Annotated in this window: 12 protein-coding genes; 3 read left to right on the plus strand and 9 right to left on the minus strand. The window is 66.4% G+C overall.

Going from position 1 to position 16,230, the window contains the following annotated elements; genetic code table 11:
• Nucleotides 1-299: 299 nt before the first annotated feature.
• A complete protein-coding gene (locus AC1DWT_RS42980) occupies nucleotides 300-2,657 on the minus strand; it encodes an ATP-binding cassette domain-containing protein (RefSeq protein ID WP_477925434.1) in 2,358 nt (785 codons plus the stop codon).
• Between the two features lie 664 nt (nucleotides 2,658-3,321).
• On the minus strand, nucleotides 3,322-4,023 hold the full coding sequence (locus AC1DWT_RS42985) for a C39 family peptidase (protein ID WP_206012449.1): 702 nt from the start codon (nucleotides 4,021-4,023) through the stop codon (nucleotides 3,322-3,324).
• A 224-nt stretch (nucleotides 4,024-4,247) separates the two neighbouring features.
• On the opposite strand from AC1DWT_RS42985, the gene AC1DWT_RS42990 reads away from it, so the two are divergent.
• Complete coding sequence (locus tag AC1DWT_RS42990; protein WP_095863933.1) at nucleotides 4,248-5,381, plus strand: BTAD domain-containing putative transcriptional regulator; 1,134 nt, start codon at nucleotides 4,248-4,250, stop codon at nucleotides 5,379-5,381.
• Nucleotides 5,382-5,537: 156 nt separating this feature from the next.
• On the opposite strand, the gene AC1DWT_RS42995 is transcribed toward AC1DWT_RS42990, so the two are convergent.
• From AC1DWT_RS42995 to AC1DWT_RS43010, 4 genes are all read right to left on the minus strand, one after another.
• Nucleotides 5,538-6,731, minus strand: a complete 1,194-nt coding sequence (locus AC1DWT_RS42995) for an RDD family protein (protein ID WP_206012448.1) — start codon at nucleotides 6,729-6,731, stop codon at nucleotides 5,538-5,540.
• A gap of 1,423 nt (nucleotides 6,732-8,154) precedes the next feature.
• Nucleotides 8,155-8,331, minus strand: coding sequence for a hypothetical protein (locus AC1DWT_RS43000; protein WP_241031245.1), 177 nt, complete (start codon nucleotides 8,329-8,331; stop codon nucleotides 8,155-8,157).
• Nucleotides 8,332-8,383: 52 nt separating this feature from the next.
• Nucleotides 8,384-9,316 (minus strand): alpha/beta hydrolase, encoded by a 933-nt coding sequence (locus AC1DWT_RS43005; RefSeq protein WP_206015902.1) that lies wholly within the window; start codon nucleotides 9,314-9,316, stop codon nucleotides 8,384-8,386.
• 14 nt (nucleotides 9,317-9,330) lie between these two features.
• Complete coding sequence (locus tag AC1DWT_RS43010; protein ID WP_167372255.1) at nucleotides 9,331-10,800, minus strand: flavin-containing monooxygenase; 1,470 nt, start codon at nucleotides 10,798-10,800, stop codon at nucleotides 9,331-9,333.
• A gap of 159 nt (nucleotides 10,801-10,959) precedes the next feature.
• On the opposite strand from AC1DWT_RS43010, the gene AC1DWT_RS43015 reads away from it, so the two are divergent.
• Both AC1DWT_RS43015 and AC1DWT_RS43020 read left to right on the plus strand, forming a co-directional pair.
• Nucleotides 10,960-12,207: a PucR family transcriptional regulator gene (locus tag AC1DWT_RS43015; protein WP_179377697.1), complete on the plus strand. Its 1,248-nt coding sequence runs from the start codon at nucleotides 10,960-10,962 to the stop codon at nucleotides 12,205-12,207.
• A gap of 435 nt (nucleotides 12,208-12,642) precedes the next feature.
• Nucleotides 12,643-12,906: a M48 family metalloprotease gene (locus tag AC1DWT_RS43020; protein WP_338051534.1), complete on the plus strand. Its 264-nt coding sequence runs from the start codon at nucleotides 12,643-12,645 to the stop codon at nucleotides 12,904-12,906.
• Nucleotides 12,907-13,045: 139 nt separating this feature from the next.
• Here the strand turns inward: AC1DWT_RS43020 and AC1DWT_RS43025 are convergent, their stop codons facing one another.
• The 3 genes from AC1DWT_RS43025 to AC1DWT_RS43035 all read right to left on the minus strand — a co-directional run.
• Entirely contained in the window at nucleotides 13,046-14,080 is a 1,035-nt protein-coding gene (locus AC1DWT_RS43025) for a glutamate ABC transporter substrate-binding protein (protein WP_072951431.1), read from the minus strand.
• Entirely contained in the window at nucleotides 14,080-15,426 is a 1,347-nt protein-coding gene (locus tag AC1DWT_RS43030) for a hypothetical protein (protein WP_095863937.1), read from the minus strand. Before AC1DWT_RS43030 ends, AC1DWT_RS43025 begins: the two co-directional genes overlap by 1 nt.
• A 308-nt stretch (nucleotides 15,427-15,734) precedes the next feature.
• Nucleotides 15,735-16,230 (minus strand): hypothetical protein (locus AC1DWT_RS43035; protein WP_477925439.1); only part of this gene is annotated, 496 nt, incomplete at its 5' end.

Here is a 16,230-nt window from a genome sequence, read left to right on the forward strand (position 1 = left end):
GTGGTGGACGAAGCAGGGGGCGTTCGAGTAGGACGGGAGCAACCGGCGGCCGCCGCGCCGTGTCGCGGGCACCGCGGGTGCTCGACCGACCGGGGTAGTCGACGCGAGCCGTCGCTGCCGACCCTCCCGCCCGGGGCGGATCGGATCGCCGTCGAGCCGGTATGGGTTGCCGCTCGGTGGGTTTCACCGGCGACTCGCAGGCCCGTCCGCACCTGTCCGCTCGGCAGGAGCAAATCCGGTGCGGTGCACGGGAGAAGGCGGGGGTTACGCCGTCATTGCCGCTGGGGGTGTCGGCGCGTTCATCGGTCGACGCGACGGCGGGAATCGACGCGGCCGAGCAGCAGAGCGAGTACCACGATCATGATGACGGCGAGGACGCCGCAGATCGCGAGGTCGGTCAGCCAGATTTCGGGAGTGTGCCGCCACAGCGGATCGTCGGCTCCGGGAGATCCCGGCATCGCCGCCAGGTCCACGGTGGAGGCGGCCATCGCATAGGTCCAGCGCGACGGGGAGAGCCAGGACAGCTGTTCGAGGGGCACACGCCCGTGTAGCGGGAACAGACCGCCGCAGAGGATGAGTTGGGCCATGACGACGAGCACCAACAAGGGCATACCCCGGTCGGCGTTGTCGATCATCGCCGAGATGAGCAACCCGATGATCATCGAGGTGACGGTCACCGCGATCACTGCGATCGCGATCTCGGCTTCACCGGATCCCAGCAGGGCGGCGCCGTCCGGCCCCGGCCGCCCGACCCATCCCAGGATCCCGAGAACCAGTCCCTGCAGACCGGTGATCACGGTGAGCACCGCGAGCTTGGAGGCGAGATAGGCGTTGCGGGACAGACCGATTGCGTGTTCCCGTCGGTAGATGGCCCTTTCCTTGACGATCTCGCGGACCGCTGCTGCGCAGCCCATCAGGGCGCCGCCGATGATCAGCAGGACCAGTAACTGGCCGGGCTCGTTCGAGTGCTGGACCGCTGCCTGGGTGAGCGAGAGCCCGGCGGTGCCGGGAACAGCATGGGTGAACAGACTGAGCAGCAGTGGCAGTGCCAGCAGGAAGGCCGTGTACTGGCGGTCGGCGGCGATGACGGCCAGGTAGCGGCGGCACAGGATCGCGAACTGGGTGAGCGCGGATTGTTGGGCGTTCGGGTTCTCGGGCGGCGACCGGTGTCCGGGCGGTGCAGGCGTGGCATCGGTCGGGCGCGGGCCGATGTACACCGGGTACAGAGGCGACTGCCGGAAGCGGGCGGCCCAATCGGTGACGGTGTCGTGCTCGAGCAGCGTGAACAGATCGGGGAAGTCCTCGCAGTGAAAGTAGGTGAGCGCTTGCCCAGGGGGCCCGAAGTATGCGAGCCGGCCCCCGGGGGCGAGGACGAGAAGCCGATCGCACAGGTCGAGTTGGGACACATTGTGCGTCACGACCACCACCGATCGGCCCTCGTCGGCCAAGCCGCGCAGCGTCTGCATCACCGACTTGTCGTATCCAGGATCGAGCCCGGAGGTCGGTTCGTCGAGGAACAACAGCGAGGGTTTGGTCAGTAACTCCAACGCGACGCTGGTGCGCTTGCGTTGTCCCCCCGAGAGGCTGGTGATGCGCTGGTCCGCCTGGCCGGTCAGCCCGAGTTCGGCGAGCACCTCGTCGATACGCTGCTGCCGGGCCTCGGCGGACACGTCCTGCGGAAACCGCAGCCGCGCAGCGTAGTTCAGTGCACGGCGCACCGTGAGCTGGGTGTGCAGAATGTCATCCTGCGGGACGAAACCGATACGGTGTCGCAGTTCCGCGTAGTTCGCGTACAGATCGCGCCCACCGTATTGCACGGCCCCACTCGTGGCCGGCCGGAACCCGGTCAGGGCATTGAGCAGGGTGGATTTTCCGGCACCGGTCGGTCCCACCACCGCGAGAAGGCTGCGTTGATCCAGGGTGAACCCCACACCCGTGAGCAGGACACGTCCGTTTGCGGTGACCGACTCCAGGTCGGTGGCCTCGAAGGACACGTCACCGGTGTCGACGTATTCCTCGAGTCTGTTGCCGTTCAGCCGCAGCAGTTGATGACCGACGCCGATCACGTCCGGCTCACCGATACGCGCCTGGGACACCCGGATTCCATTGACGTAGGTTCCGTTGGCGCTGCCGAGGTCGACGATGTCCCRGCTCCCGCCCGAATATCGCAGTTCCGCGTGATGGCGGGAGACCAGCAGGTCGTCGAGGATCACGTCGTTGTCGTCGGTGCGGCCGATCCTGATCCGAGGCTGCTCGATCGCATGAACAGCGGTGGGGGGCCGCGGCGATCGATCGCCCTCCGATGGTGTCGGCGCAGGTTCCGGGGGTGGTGCCGACGGTACGGGACGAAGGTGCAGGACCACACCGTGGGACGGGTTCCCGAGTACGACCGTCGTGGGTCCGTGCACCGGCACCTGATCGACCCGCTGTCCGTCCAGGAAGATGCCGTTTCGGCTTTGATTGCTCAAGGTCCAGCCGTGCGGTGTCGTGGTCAGGACCGCATGCGAGCGTGAGATGCGCGGATTGGCCAACTGTGCATCGGCGGTCTCGGACCGGCCGATGGTGAAGGTGTGGCCCGGCGCTGCCCGCCACCGGTGCCCGTCGGCCGCAACTTCCAGTGCTGGGGGCCCGTTGGGTGGGGAGTCGTCGGGGTTCATAGCGGCAGTGCCGGGAGCATATGTGTGTCGGTGCGATGATCTCGTACGCGAGCGTCGAAGTCCGGCGCCCAGCGACCGGTGCTTGCGTACCGCCCGCGAGTCGTAACGCAGGATCTCGGCATCCGGGCGCCAACCACTATCATCTCGAGGCCAACCGCCGTGATGACGTTCGCATGCCGAGTTACTTTCCTGCGTATCACCATGCCAACCGAGTCGTTGACGTTTCTCCCAGATCCTTCCTGCGATGTCGAACGCGGGTATCGCGCCGAGGGTCCGAGGTGGGCGTGGGCCGATTGGGAACCCTCGACACGAACAGTCATCGTGAAGCAGTCATCTCACTCGGCTGCCTAACAACAAGATTGCCGTAACATATGGCAATCTCATGATACGGAATGGTGCGCGATCGTGGTAGTCGCGTGCCGGTCATGCMGGCAGACATGGAGAACGCCGGCGTCGATGACGATGTCGGCGTTCTCTGGAAGCCTCACTGAAAGGGTGCCGCCGGCGGACACCGCACAGTCGGGATCGGAATGTCCGAATGAGTGCGCACAGCCGGCGTACCGAACTCCGGTGGGATCAGCGCGGCGTCGCCGCCATGCCGGAATCGCGAGCTGTTGCCTGCTTGGGGTGGCGGTGCCGGACCGGCAGGCACCGAGCGCAGCATCTACAGGGTGGTGATCATCTCGTAGTCACTGGTGCTCCAGGAGGCGAGGAACACGTCGAGGCTGATCGTCTCGGCGCGACCGGTGTCGATGCCGCTGTCGTTGAGGTAGACCAACCCCGCGGCGAGGTCGATGCCGGTGACGACGACGGCGTGATCGGCGGTGGTGCGGTCACCGCGTTCGCCCCAAATGATTTCCGCGTTCACCCCGACGATGACCTTCCGGCCAATCACGAGATCTGCGACGAGTTCATCGACGCCGGCCGTCGCGTTTTCGGCGTGGCTGAGGACGGCGGCGATGTCATAGTTCGCCAGCAACACGGGAATGTCCTCGGAAGCCGTCCCGCCGGTGCTGGCATCGGCGTCCGCGGGTCCGCTTGCCGCGTCGCCCGTGTAGATCGGGCCCGGTGTGACGGTGCTGGGGGTGTTGCGTGCGACCTCGACGATCTCGGCCTCGGAGGGACTGCGGCCGGTGACTTCTCCGACGACGTCGGCGACCGCCATCTCCGCGCAGTCGTCACCGTGCTGACGTTGCCAGTATGTGGCGGCTCCTACCGGATCGCCGACCACCACCGAGGCTGACATGGTCGAGACCGCGGCGGGGCTCACCGCGTTCGCGGTGCCGACGAGGCCGAGAGCTGCCACCCCGATAACAGCGGCGGTGATGCAGGTACTGGCGGCGGTGGCGATCTTGCGGGTGAACACGACGGTGGACCTTCTCTCATTGTCTTGCTGGGGACGTGAGGAAGTGTGTGGTCCGCCGCTTATCCGATCCTGGTCAAATCCCTATCCCCGCATCCGTCGAGCACATCCCCCGGCGAGCGACGCCGACGCCCCGTGCTGCCGGGCCTGGTAGATCCCATGTCCGGGACGGCATAATTGATGCCGACGCAACAACCTCGCGCGGGCGCCCGGAGCGAAAAGGCTCGGTGATTGGTGTGGCAGAGAATGTCGAGGCAATAAGTCCCCGGCTCGGTCTCCACGTCCTGGGCTCAGTGGAGTTGACCATCGATGGAGCGCCGCAGTCCCTGGGTGGCACCAAACCGCGCGCTGTGCTCGCGATGCTGCTCATCCGGCGCGGTCGTGTGGTCGCGGCCGACGCCCTCGCCGCGGCGGCGTGGAATGACGATCCGCCCCCGGACTACCGGGCCAGTTTGCACGTGATCGTGTCCAAACTGCGAAAGGCCCTCGGTGGCGCCGACGTGGACCCCAAGACCGTATTGGCGACCGTAGCACCGGGATACCGACTGTCGGTGGCGGACGACGACTTCGACCTGGCCCGGTTTCGGGCATTGTCGTCGACCGGTGGCCGGCTCGCCGAGGCCGGACAATTCGAGGAGGCGAGCGCCGCACTGTCTCACGCCCTGGACGAGTGGAAAGGGCCGGTCCTCGACGATCTACGCGGGCACAGCTTTGCCGATGCGTTCGCCGCCACTCTCGAAGAGGAACTGCTGGCGACCGCATCGGCGCGAACCCAGTCCGAAATTGCATGTGGCCGAGCCGAATCAGTAATCTCTACTCTGATCGATCTGACGAATGAGCATCCCCTTCGAGAGCCACTGTGGGCCCAGCTGATCACCGCCCTCTACCTGGCCGGCCGGCAATCCGACGCCTTGGACGCATGCCGGCGGCTACGCACAACCCTCGCCGACGAACTGGGCATCGACCCATCCGGACCACTACAAGACCTCGAAAAACGAATCCTGAATCAGGAACCGTTGACCGTGACGACCGGCGCCATGACGTTGACCTTGATCGAGCAGCAACAGCGAGTGGCCACCGGACAGCTCCGCGACCGCGCCGGCACGGCGATCCCGGTTCCCCCCGGTGGTCTGCGGATCGGGCGAAAGAACACCAACGATCTCGTGCTCAGCCACCGCAACGTCAGCCGGTACCACGCGATCGTCGTGGCTACCGGGCCGCAATACGAAATCCGGGACCTGCAGTCGTCAAACGGCACGCTGATCAACGGCGAGCGCATCATCGACTCCGCCATTCTCGGCCATGGCGACGTCATCCGCATCGGCAGCACCGAATGGTCGTTCGAGGTGATTGGGCCGTAGGGCCAACTGCGCCAACGACTGTGGCGATGACTCTGTCGCCGCTACGTGGCGTCGACTACGCAGCTGGTAGGGGACCACCAGCTCTGGTGCTCCGGTGGTGGTTGCCGAGGCGACCGACGCTCGTCCGGTTGTGCCGGCTGACTTCGACGCAACCGGTTAGATTGTCGTAGCGCTTCTCGTACGGAAAAAGTCCTTACTCGATGTTTGCAAGATCAGTGTCACGACGACCACGGCAAGCCCTGAGCACACGACTCCGAGAACTCGTCCGTAATCACTCGTGCTCACCCCGACATTGACGAGAGAGAGCCCCACTGTGACTGATGAAGTCCACAGGAGGGATTTGTTGGCGCGACCCCTCGAGACGCCGACTCCACCCCATATGAACAACCCGGCAAACACAAGGCCGACGGGGGAAAGACATAGGGCTGCTGTGACTGCACCGGTCCTGGGATAGTAGTGACTGCTCGTATAGAGCGACACCAAGCTGGCGATAGTGGTCAGCGCGGTCATGACAAGGGCGAGGACCGCTGCCGCGGTGACCGTCCCGGGGCGCTGGGCGATGCCGTAGCCGGCAGACGGAGCAGTGCCATACGCCGAGCCCGGAGCGTTGTAGGACGGGGTGAAATTCGCTGGCGTTCCGTAGGGTTGCCGCGGAGACCAGTGAGCCGGTGACGTGCCGTCGACCGAAGTGCCGTACCGCGGCGGCGGTTGAGTTCCGTAGGCCGGGGGTGGCTGCGGTGTCGAGGCACGCAGCGGTTCGATGGGCAGGCAGACCGTTTTCACGAGCGTGTCGGCGATCGTCTGCCGCTTGGCGGTGAACAACGGCAGCAGATAACCGATGTAGAAGATCGCGTCCAGGATGTGGGCGACCTGACGCACGAGCGACATCCTGAAGCCGATCGGCCGGCCCGTTCGTTCACTGACCACCTTGAACTTCAGCACCGACTTACCGATGCTCGAACCGGTCCGGCCTTGGCGATAGCCCCAGTTCCAGAACCAATACGCGAGCACCACCAGAGTGATGATCGACGAAACGATGCCTTCGAAGACCGACGAGCTGCACGACGTGGCATCGGTGCTCTCGCCGGTAGGGCAGGACGTGCCATCCGCCATGCCGATGATCACTCCGCCGCCGACACCGAAGCCAACGGCGAGGATCATGTACAGAAGTTGGTCGATCACGAAGGCGCCGACACGCCTGATCCATGAGGTATAGGCCTCCGCCGGCAGGACGCCCACGTGATGAGCTGGGAGCGGATACCCCGCGCCGCCGGACGAAGGTGGTTGAGAAGCCCTCGGCGGCCGGGGTGGTGAATAGCCGCCGGGCGGAACTGGTGGTTGTTCGGTCATGGGCCGAGCCTTCCGGAGATGACGCTAGTTCGATGGTAAGACGGTGACTGAGCTGTCCGGCGGTGTGCCATTACTGATGGTGGGAAACCTGCGTGCCTTGATCGGCACCTGCTCGTAGAGTGCGCCAACATAATTGCCCTCACGTCGACAAGCGAGATCCCTGATTTCCCGGGTTCTGAAGCGGTAAAACAGATTCCGAAGTAGGGGAGCCTGCTTGCCAACGTTTGCCCTCACCCACCACGTTTCCGACTGCGGGCGAGATCGGCGTGCGAGGCATCGAAGCAATTCCATTCACTCCATTTCCACCACTCATGTGGAGCATCGATCCGCAGCGGTCGATGCGATGGCCGAATCAGGCCCCGCAACGTGTGCGCATTCAGGATGCCGCTCAGGGCTTAAGCAGCTCTGAACCCCTTCTTATCGGCCCGTATGGTGCGGATCTGCTGGGGGTGGGCCAGCCGACGGTGCGACGGTTGATCGACGTGGGACTTGTCGGCGGAGAAAGTCGGCACTCGGCATCGGCTGTTGTTGCGCGATGTGCTCGAGTATCAGCAGCAGCGCCGTGCCCGCCAGTGCAAGGCACTTGCCCAGACTTTGTCCGGATATGTGATGGCGTCGGGAGGTGGGTATGGATCCTGTGGATCCACTGAACGCACCCGCGGATCTCCTGAGTTGCACCGGGTTGGCCGATTTTCGGGGTGGTTCCGGCGTTTGCACTGGTGACAACGGTGCCATCCGGGAAACTGGCACACTGATATGTACGCCGGTTTGTCAAGTGCGCAGGGCGAGGCGGCGTCCAGGACCGTCGTCGTGGGCGCCGCCCACTGTGGCCCGGTCGATCTGGGGTGGGTGGCGAGCGTGTCGGTTTCGACGCGTGGTCAACTCTGATGTGCGCGGATTGGCTACCGCAGGACGGTTATTCGGCTGGAGTGGGTCGCTCGTCTAAACCGAGCGTGATCCCAACGTGGAGTTGGGGATTGCTCATAGTGTGCTCACGGATCACTCCCAGGCGCTGCCGTCGCCACACCTTGTGATTCGTCCCGGACGTTGGTGGGGGTTCCCCCGTTCGCCGGTCCTTGCCTGCAGGTCGTCGACGACCAAGGAGGCAAGGTGGAGTCCCCGCAGCCGCAGCGAGGAGAACCGACCTTGCCCCCGACCGGAGCAGGCTCGGGATCCCGGCCTTCTGCAGGAGCTCGGCGTCGGTCCACCGCACCTCACGGCGCAGCTGCGGGTCATCGGGRTGATCGCGACGGCGCCGGTGTGGCGGGGCGGTGTCAGAGCCTGGCGAGTACCGGCCCAGTCGCGCTTGGCAGGTATTGCCATGGTCTCGTAGACGCTGGTCGTCACGTCGGGTCTCTCCGTTACCGCTTCGATGACCTACGTCTGCGTGCTGGATGGCCTCGGAAATGTTGGTGCTGTAGGTCTACCGTTTCCGGGTCTTTGCGATGTTCTCGTCGGTGGCGGCGACGTCGGCGCGGTTGACGTCGGCGTACATTCCGTGCGCGGAGAGGTCTTTTCCCTTGAATGCGCTGTGCCGGGCAATCTGCCCGCCGAGGATGCCTGCGCCTACTACGGTGACCCGATTCGGGTCGGAGATCACTTCTCCATTGGTGTTCGGTGGTGCACATTCTTGATGTGCGGTGGGTGCGGTCTCACCTCGTCGGTGACGGTGTGCTGTGGAGGGGGTCGAGGACTCGGTGGAGGAAGGTGAGCTGGTCGGCCAGTGCCTGCTGTTGCCAGGGTCCCTGGTAGATGTCGAAGTGATCGACGGGGTACTCGCGCAGTTGCGCGAGCGGGCCGGCCTTGGCGGCGGTCCGGCGGGCGGCGTCGGGCGGCGCGATGCGGTCGTGTGTGCCGATCTGCACCAGGATCGGGCAGGAGAGATGACGAGCGGAAGTGGTGGGCCGGTTCACCCCGACCTCCAGTGCGGTGCGTGCGCACACTTCGTTGCGCCAGGTCGCGCCGGCCATCGAGGTGTAGGCCTCCACGGCGCCGGGCGTGCTGAGGATCGCCGCCGACCCGGGCTGCCCGACCACCGGAACGTGGTGCGGCGCGCGTTTGGTCAGCGCACGGGCGAGGTCCCGCAGCCCGTGTCCGGTGGCGCGAACCAGCTGGCCGGGGCCGGCGTAGCGGGCGATCTGGACCAGGGCGGCGAGCCCGTCGGTGGCCGGTGTCAGGGAAACGACCGCCGCGATGCGCCGATCCTCCGCGGCGACCGCGATGACGTGACCTCCGGAGTACGACGTCCCCCACAGTGCGATTCGGTCCGGGTCGACGCCTGGCAGGCGGCGGGCCGCCTCGATCGCGGCGCGGTAGTCCTGTCGCTGACGGCGGAACGACACATGTTGGCGGGGTGTGCCGTCCGAGTCACCGAAGCCGCGGTAGTCGAAGACGAACGCATCGATGCCTGCCTGAGCGAATGCCTCGGCGTAGCCCAGCAGGCCGGTGTCCCGGGTGCCGCCGAAGCCGTGTGCCATGACCACGCACGGCCGGCCGGGTTCTCGGTCTGGCGCGTCGGTGGTGGCCGGAACGTGCCAGGCCGCACAGGTGACGCCGTGGCTGGTGAAGGTGATCTCGTTGTTCATCGTGCTCGCTCCGGTCACGAGGCCAGCAGAGCCGGCGGGTGGGCGGTGAATCGCAGGTCGGGGTCCTCGATCGGCCCCTCACGCAGCCGCTCGACGTCCTTGTCGTAGGCCGTCGCGGCTGTCCACGGGCCGCTGGTGCCGGCACGGGGGAACGCGGCGACCGCACGCTGGACGTATCCGGAGGTGAGGTCGAGCAACGGGACCCGTTCCATGTCCGGATCGGTGAGGACCGGTTCGACGATGGTGTAGCCGCGCTCGTCCATGTGATCGAGCAGTCGGCAGAAGTGCTCGCTGATGAGGTCGACCTTGAGCGTCCAGGAGATGTTCGTGTAGCCGAGTGCGAACACGAAGTTCGGTAGGCCGCTGAGCATCATCGACTTGTAGACGGTGGTGTCGGGCGGATTCACCGGCTCTCCGTCGACTCTGATCCGGATCGCACCGAACGCGAGCATGTTCAAACCGGTGGCGGTGACGACGATGTCGGCCTCGAGTTCCTGGCCGGACTCGAGCCGGATTCCGGTTTCGGTGAATCGTTCGATCCGATCCGTCACTACCGAGGCCTGGCCTGTCGAGATCGCCTTGAACAGGTCGCCGTTGGGCACCATGCAGAGGCGCTGATCCCAGGGGTTGTAGCGGGGGGTGAAGTGAGTGTCGACGTCGAAGTTCTTGGGCAGCTGGCGGCGGACCCCGGCGATCAACAGCTTCCGCATGAGCTTCGGGGAGCGCCGGCAGGCCGTGAAGATCCCGCGGTGCATCATGATGTTCTTGCGCCGGATGATCGGGTACGCCCGCTTCGGGCCGATCAGCTTGTTGAGCGTGTTCGCGATCGCGTCCTCGGCCGGCAGCGAGAGCACGTAGCTCGGCGACCGCTGCAACATCGTGATGTGCCCTGCGGTGCCGGCCATCGCGGGGATCAGCGTGGCCGCGGTCGCGCCGCTGCCGATGACCACCACCTTCTTGCCGGAGTAGTCGAGGTCTTCGGGCCAGTGCTGGGGATGAACCACCTGGCCGGTGAAGTCCTCGATGCCGTCGAATTCGGGCGTGAAGCCGGCCTCGTGGTCGTAGTAGCCGGTACCGGAGAACAGGAACCGCGCGGTGATCTGCACGGTCTCGTCGCTGCCGGAACGGTGCGCGGTCACAGTCCAGCGCCCCGCCGACGAGGAGAACTCCGCCGCCGACACCCGGTATCCGAAGCGGATGTGCTCGTCGATGTGGTTCTCGGTGACGGTCTCCTGCAGGTAGTCCAGGATGATGTGCGCGTCGGCGATCGCCTTCTTGTGCGTCCACGGCTTGAACCCGAAGCCGAAGGTCGGCATGTCCGAATCCGAGCGGATCCCCGGGTAGCGGAACTGGGTCCACGTCCCGCCGATCGCGTCCTTACCGTCGAGGATCGCGAACGTCGTGTCCGGCCGGCGGGTCTTGAGGTGGTAGGCCGCGCCGATTCCGGAGATGCCGGCGCCGATGATCAACACATCGAATTCCATGGTCTCCACGTCGGGGATGGTCGTGATCGTCACTGGTGTCTCCTGGACGCTGTCGAGTGGGGGTGTGATGTGATTCACAGTAAATCCGCACCGACACCCGGCGACATGTCCGTACGCCTATACCTTGCCCCCGACTATGTGCGGTAGCACACTCTGTTCATGACCAGCGCAACGACCCCCGCGGTGATCGTCAGGCTCATGGGTGACGTCGCCGACTCGATGCTCGCCGAACTCGATCGGTTCGTCGAAGACATGGACGCCGAGGTGGTCAAGCTGGCCCCAGCGCTGGGCGCCGATGCCGCGATCGCGGCGGAGATGTCGGCAAGCAACCGCGCGAACGTCGCGCGCCTACTGACGACACTCTCACGCCGCGACGGCCGCGCGGCACCGATCGACGTCCCACCGGAGGCGCTGGATGTGGTCCGCACCATCGTGCGCCGCGGCATCGACCTCGACGTGATCTTCCACGCCTACCGGCGAGGGCAGAACCTGGTGTGGCAGAGCTTCATCGCCCATGCCGCTCGGGTCGTCGCGCCGGGCCCGCAGCTCGTCGAGTTGTTGGAGGCGTTTTCGCAGCACCTGTTCGAGAACGTCGACCACGTGATCGGCCGCGTCATTGCCGACGCGCAGCGTGAGCGCGAGGAGGTGCTCGGTGGTGCGCTCGCACGCCGCACCGAGACCGTTCGTCTGATCCTCGACGGTGCCCCGATCGACAGCCGCCGAGCCAGCGAACGCCTGGGGTACGAACTGGCCCGCCGCCATACCGCACTCGTGTTGTGGACCCAACCGCCCGGCGAGGTGCAGGGCGCGCTGGAGTCCGCCGCCACCAGCCTCGCCCGCGCCGCCGGTGCGCGCCCTCCGCTGACCCTCCCCGCCGGAACCTCGACGCTGTGGGCCTGGCTCGGTACCGACTCCGACCCCGCGCTCGACGCATTGCGCGACGCGCTCACCCGAGCGCAACCCAACGTCCGCGTCGCGGTCGGCCCCACCCAGCCCGGCATCACCGGGTTCCGCCGCTCACACGATGCGGCGCTGACCATCCAGCGGCTGCTCAGCGGGCACCCGAGCGGCGCGCGCCTGGCGCTCTACCGCGACCTCGAAGTCACGGCGCTGGCAGCGCAAAACCAAGACCGCGCAGCCGATTTCGTCGCCACGACGCTGGGTCCGCTCGCCGTGGACACGCCCAGCGCGGCGCGGCTCCGCGAGACCCTGCGGGTGTTCCTCGACGAAGCCGAGAACGCACCCCGCGCCGCCGTCCGCCTGCACACCCACCGCAATACCGTCCTGCAACGCGTCGCGCGTGCAACCGAACTCCTCGGTCACCATCCCGGCGAACGCCGGCTGGCGCTCGAACTCGCGCTCGAACTCGCCCACCACATCGGGCCCCGGGTCCTGACCCGGACCTGACGAACATTCAGGTACCCCGTGATCGCCGCAACCGACCCGCGACCTTCCCCACCGAGTACTCGAGCGCGCCGCGGATCCCCTGGGTCGGCGTGCGGCACGCTCACAGACGTCCAGCGTGGCACCCCCCCGAGGCGACCCGTCACTGCCCTCCGCGCACCGGGGCGGAGGGGAGTCCGCTCCGAAATGCGGCGACCCGCATCCCTGTGAGGTGGGCGCCTCGGTTGTGATGGTGCTGTGACCCGATGTGATGACATGTCCCCGGTTTGTGATGTGGGTGTCGGGGGAGTGCCGGCGCCGGGGCGCGCGGGGTGTCGACGGCCGCGCGGATGTCCGTTTCGACCGGTGTTGAGTCTTTTCTGAAATATGTTGATATACAACATATTTAGATAATCAATTGCAGGGCAAGATTCTGCGAGAATTATGCACAGGATCTAGCTGGCCCTCGACGACCACCAACTGCGCGCCGTCCTCGCCCACGAACGCGCACACCTGAACGGCGGGCACCGTCTGCTGCTCGGCCCGGTGCGGGCCCGCGCCGCAGCGATGCATCCGATTCTGCGGGACGGCGGGCTGGTAGATGACGCGGACGTCGCAGAAACGCCCGGCAAGCTCGTCCGCCCCGCCGCCATCTACACCGGACCCGCACCTCGCACCCCCCGAGTCCGTCGAGGGCTGGGACAGATCGCCCACACCAGCTGACCGGCGAAACTGTTTTGCTAGTGCGAAGTCCGCCAGTCGAACCGGAGCATGGCTGTCGCGGCCGGACTCGACGTTCTTGGACAGTTCCCAATTTCACCGCGTGGAAAGGCTTGGACGCGGACTGCAACTCCGTGTCTGCTCAGTCGCGGTAGATCGCTGGGGGTGGGCCCGAGACCGGTCCGAGCGGGGTGGCCAGCCACCGGTCGTAGATGCGCATCCAGGTGCCGTCGGCGCGGATGCGGTCGAGTGTGCCATTGACGAACCGCACCAGGTCGCTCCGGTCCTTGTTGACCCCTATTCCGGCGTGTTCGGTCTCGAGCGGTGGTCCGACGATCTGCAGTTCCGGGTCCTGGGCGGTGAATCCGGCCAGAAGTGAGTCGGAGGTGCTGGCGGCGTCGGCCTGTGCCTTCTGCAGGGTGACCAGGCAGTCGTCCCAGTCGGGGACTGCGACGATCGTGGCCTGCGGCGCGACCCGTTGGACGGTGGCCAATGAGGTGGTGGCGATGAAGCTGCAGACCCGTTTCCCGGCGAGGTCCGCCGGTCCGGTGATGTCGGAGCCCTTGGGGACCAGCAGGCGCTGGTAGGTGCGCAGGTACTCGGTGGAGAAGCCGACCCGTTGTGCGCGATCGCAGGTGATGGAGGTGGAGTGGACGACGACGTCCACGTCGTTGTTCTCGAGTGCGGTGAACCGGCCTGCGGAGGTGAGCAGCCGGAATTCGAGCTTCTCCGGATCGCCGAAGATGTCGCGGGTGATCTCGCGGGCGATGTCGACGTCGAAGCCCTGCAAGGTGCCGGTGTCCGGGTCCCGGAAGCTGAGCAGATTGGTGTTCTGATCGATACCGACGATCAACCGACCGCGAGCGGCAATCTCGGCGAGCGAGCCGCCGGGTGGCATCTGTCCGGGTGCCGGCGGTGGGCCGGGACGCAGGCTGGCGAGGGCACCGCACGATTCGGGTGATGGTGGTTCCGGAGGCGCGGTGCCCAGGGGCGCGATGATCTGTGCGCCACCCGACATCGGTCGGGTGTACAGACCAGTGGCGGTCGGGGTGAGCGGATCCGGTGCGGCGCACGCGGTGAGGACGGCGCCGGCGGTGGCGATGATCGCGACACCGACGAGGATCCCGAGCCGCGTTCGCGGTCCCGCGCTCTGTGTCGGTAGCGTCATCCGGGTCATCAGTGGTACTCGTTCAGTCTCGGCCAGATACCCCCGCCGACGGCGAATCCGCCGAGAACTCCGATTACGATGCTACCGATGGCCAGCTTCGACATCGACCGATACGTGTCCGTCACGGCGTCGACCTCGTCGTCGCGGAGCCGGTCGATTGCGCTGCGCAGGGACTGGTCGAGGGCGGCGAACCGTGCCGTCGATGCGGCAGGATCGGATCCGACGGCGATCGCCGCGGCGGCCGGGTAGTCACCGCGATCGAGGGCATTGTCGATCTCCTGATGCGCGGCACGCCACCCGTCGAGTGCGGTCACGGCGCCGTCGATCGGTTCCGCGGCGGCACGTCCGTGTGAGTCGGCCAGCTGCCGGGCGAGTTCCTCCGAGAGCGCCTCCGTACGCCGGGCATAGTCGATCTCGTACCGGGTGTCCGATCCGCGCTGCACTATGGCGAGGGTTTCGTCGGCGCGGGCCTGCTGCGCCAGAATGCGAGCGTGGACGACGGCATCGAGAGGTTGGGTCCCTTCAACTCTCGCGCGGTCGCTCGCCATCGACGACACCACACTTGCCGCGACCAACCAGATCAGCAGAACGGCCATCAGTGCGGTGGCGGCGGCGAGGCCGGGGTTGACCCGACGTTTGTTCTTCCGCCGCAGGTACAGCTGGGCGAGGATGAGGGCGACGAGCATGGCAACGGTCACGGTGAGGGCGGTCGTGGGCAGTTGCGCAATGTGGGTTTGGGTATCGGCGACCGCCTGGGATTGGTGGACGTAGAGGCGTTCGGCCATCGGGAGGATGGTGTCCTGCATGAGCGTGGAGGCATCGGACAGGTACGCCACCGCGACCGGGTTGCCGGCCCGGTCGTTGGCTTGCGCAGTCGCCACCAGGTTGGAGTACTCGGCGAGGTTGCGCACGATGTCCGACAGCAGTGCCAGCGATTCGGCGTCCTGTGACGAGACGCCGTTGGCTGCGGTGACCAACGCGCTCGATGCCTCGCCGATCGCCTGGGTGTACTGCTGCCGGACGGCGGTCGTTTCGGTGCCGCTGGAGAGGAAGGACGTGGTGGCGTCGGCGTCGGCGATCGACAACGCGCTGTAGACGTTCTGGGCGGCATTCATCAGCGGTTCGGTGTGGGTGCGGAGGGTCTCGACGCGCTGCTGCCGGGCTGCAACCGCGGCCGAGGTGATCACAGCAGCGGTGAGGACCGCCGCGACGAGCAGGATCCCCAGCACGGACAGCCGTCCCGGCGTGGAGACGAGAAAGTCCATCCACGGACGGCGGCGGGCCTCGGGCTCGACGACCAGACCCTCATCGAGGGTAGGGGCTTCGGTAGCAACACGGTCACCACGGTGGAACATCCGGCCTCCTGCCCCACAAACCTGCTGGTCGGTCCCAGTCGGGATTGCCCGGCGGCCGTCCAGAGCAGCGACAGAATCGGCTGTGCGTCGCCGCCGAGTACAGCATGCTTCCCAGGGGCTGACCGAGGGAAAGACACCGGGTGCACCAGAAGATCAACGAACATCTCGAGACAACTCGTCAAATCCTGCTGTTCGCGTGAAATTCGGTTGCCTGGATCCACTTCCTTCCGAAGGGTCATCGCTGTCGGCATCGCGACCGGGCGGCATCTGTGTGTAAGGCCGGTGCGGCGCGCGACGGGTGGTTGTCGCTACCGCGACGCGGAGACCAGCATGGGCTCGCGCAGGTCGAAGTAGTCGACCTCGCCCATCAGCCGGCCTTCCTCCTCGAACAGCGAACGCAGATCGTCGGGGACGGTGATCTTCTCGTGTGCGCGGGCCTCGGGCTCGGTGGTGAAGTACACCGCCTCGACGTATCCGCCGTCGCTGGCGGCGGCGAACGTACCGCCGAGGATTTCCGGCCGCACCCCGGGTAGCTTGTCGCCGGCCTGGGCCATCAGCTCAGACAGCCGGTGCGCGTCGGTGGTGTGGCCCTCCATGATCTGCACGAACCCGGCATCGTCGGAGCCGCCACCGAGCCACTCCATCGCGTCCGGGCAGTCCATGAAGGTGACCGGGCCGTCGAAACACCGCTCGGTCTCGGCCCACCAGGTGCCCTGCTCGGGACGTTCGCTGTTGCGGCGGGCCGCCTCCTCGGAGTCGAACCGAACCAGGGCGATGTACGTGCCGTCGCCGCGGGTGCCGGAG

The sequence above is a fragment of the Rhodococcus sp. P4_B6 genome, assembly GCF_056402215.1.

Excerpts from the sequence above, each read along its gene's own strand:
- AC1DWT_RS42995 (WP_206012448.1), bottom strand. The coding sequence starts at position 6,731 with ATGACCGAACAACCACCAGTTCCGCCCGGCGGCTATTCACCACCCCGG.
- AC1DWT_RS43005 (WP_206015902.1), bottom strand. The coding sequence starts at position 9,316 with ATGAACAACGAGATCACCTTCACCAGCCACGGCGTCACCTGTGCGGCC.
- AC1DWT_RS43010 (WP_167372255.1), bottom strand. The coding sequence starts at position 10,800 with ATGGAATTCGATGTGTTGATCATCGGCGCCGGCATCTCCGGAATCGGC.
- AC1DWT_RS43015 (WP_179377697.1), top strand. The coding sequence starts at position 10,960 with ATGACCAGCGCAACGACCCCCGCGGTGATCGTCAGGCTCATGGGTGAC.
- AC1DWT_RS43025 (WP_072951431.1), bottom strand. The coding sequence starts at position 14,080 with ATGACCCGGATGACGCTACCGACACAGAGCGCGGGACCGCGAACGCGG.
- AC1DWT_RS43030 (WP_095863937.1), bottom strand. The coding sequence starts at position 15,426 with ATGTTCCACCGTGGTGACCGTGTTGCTACCGAAGCCCCTACCCTCGAT.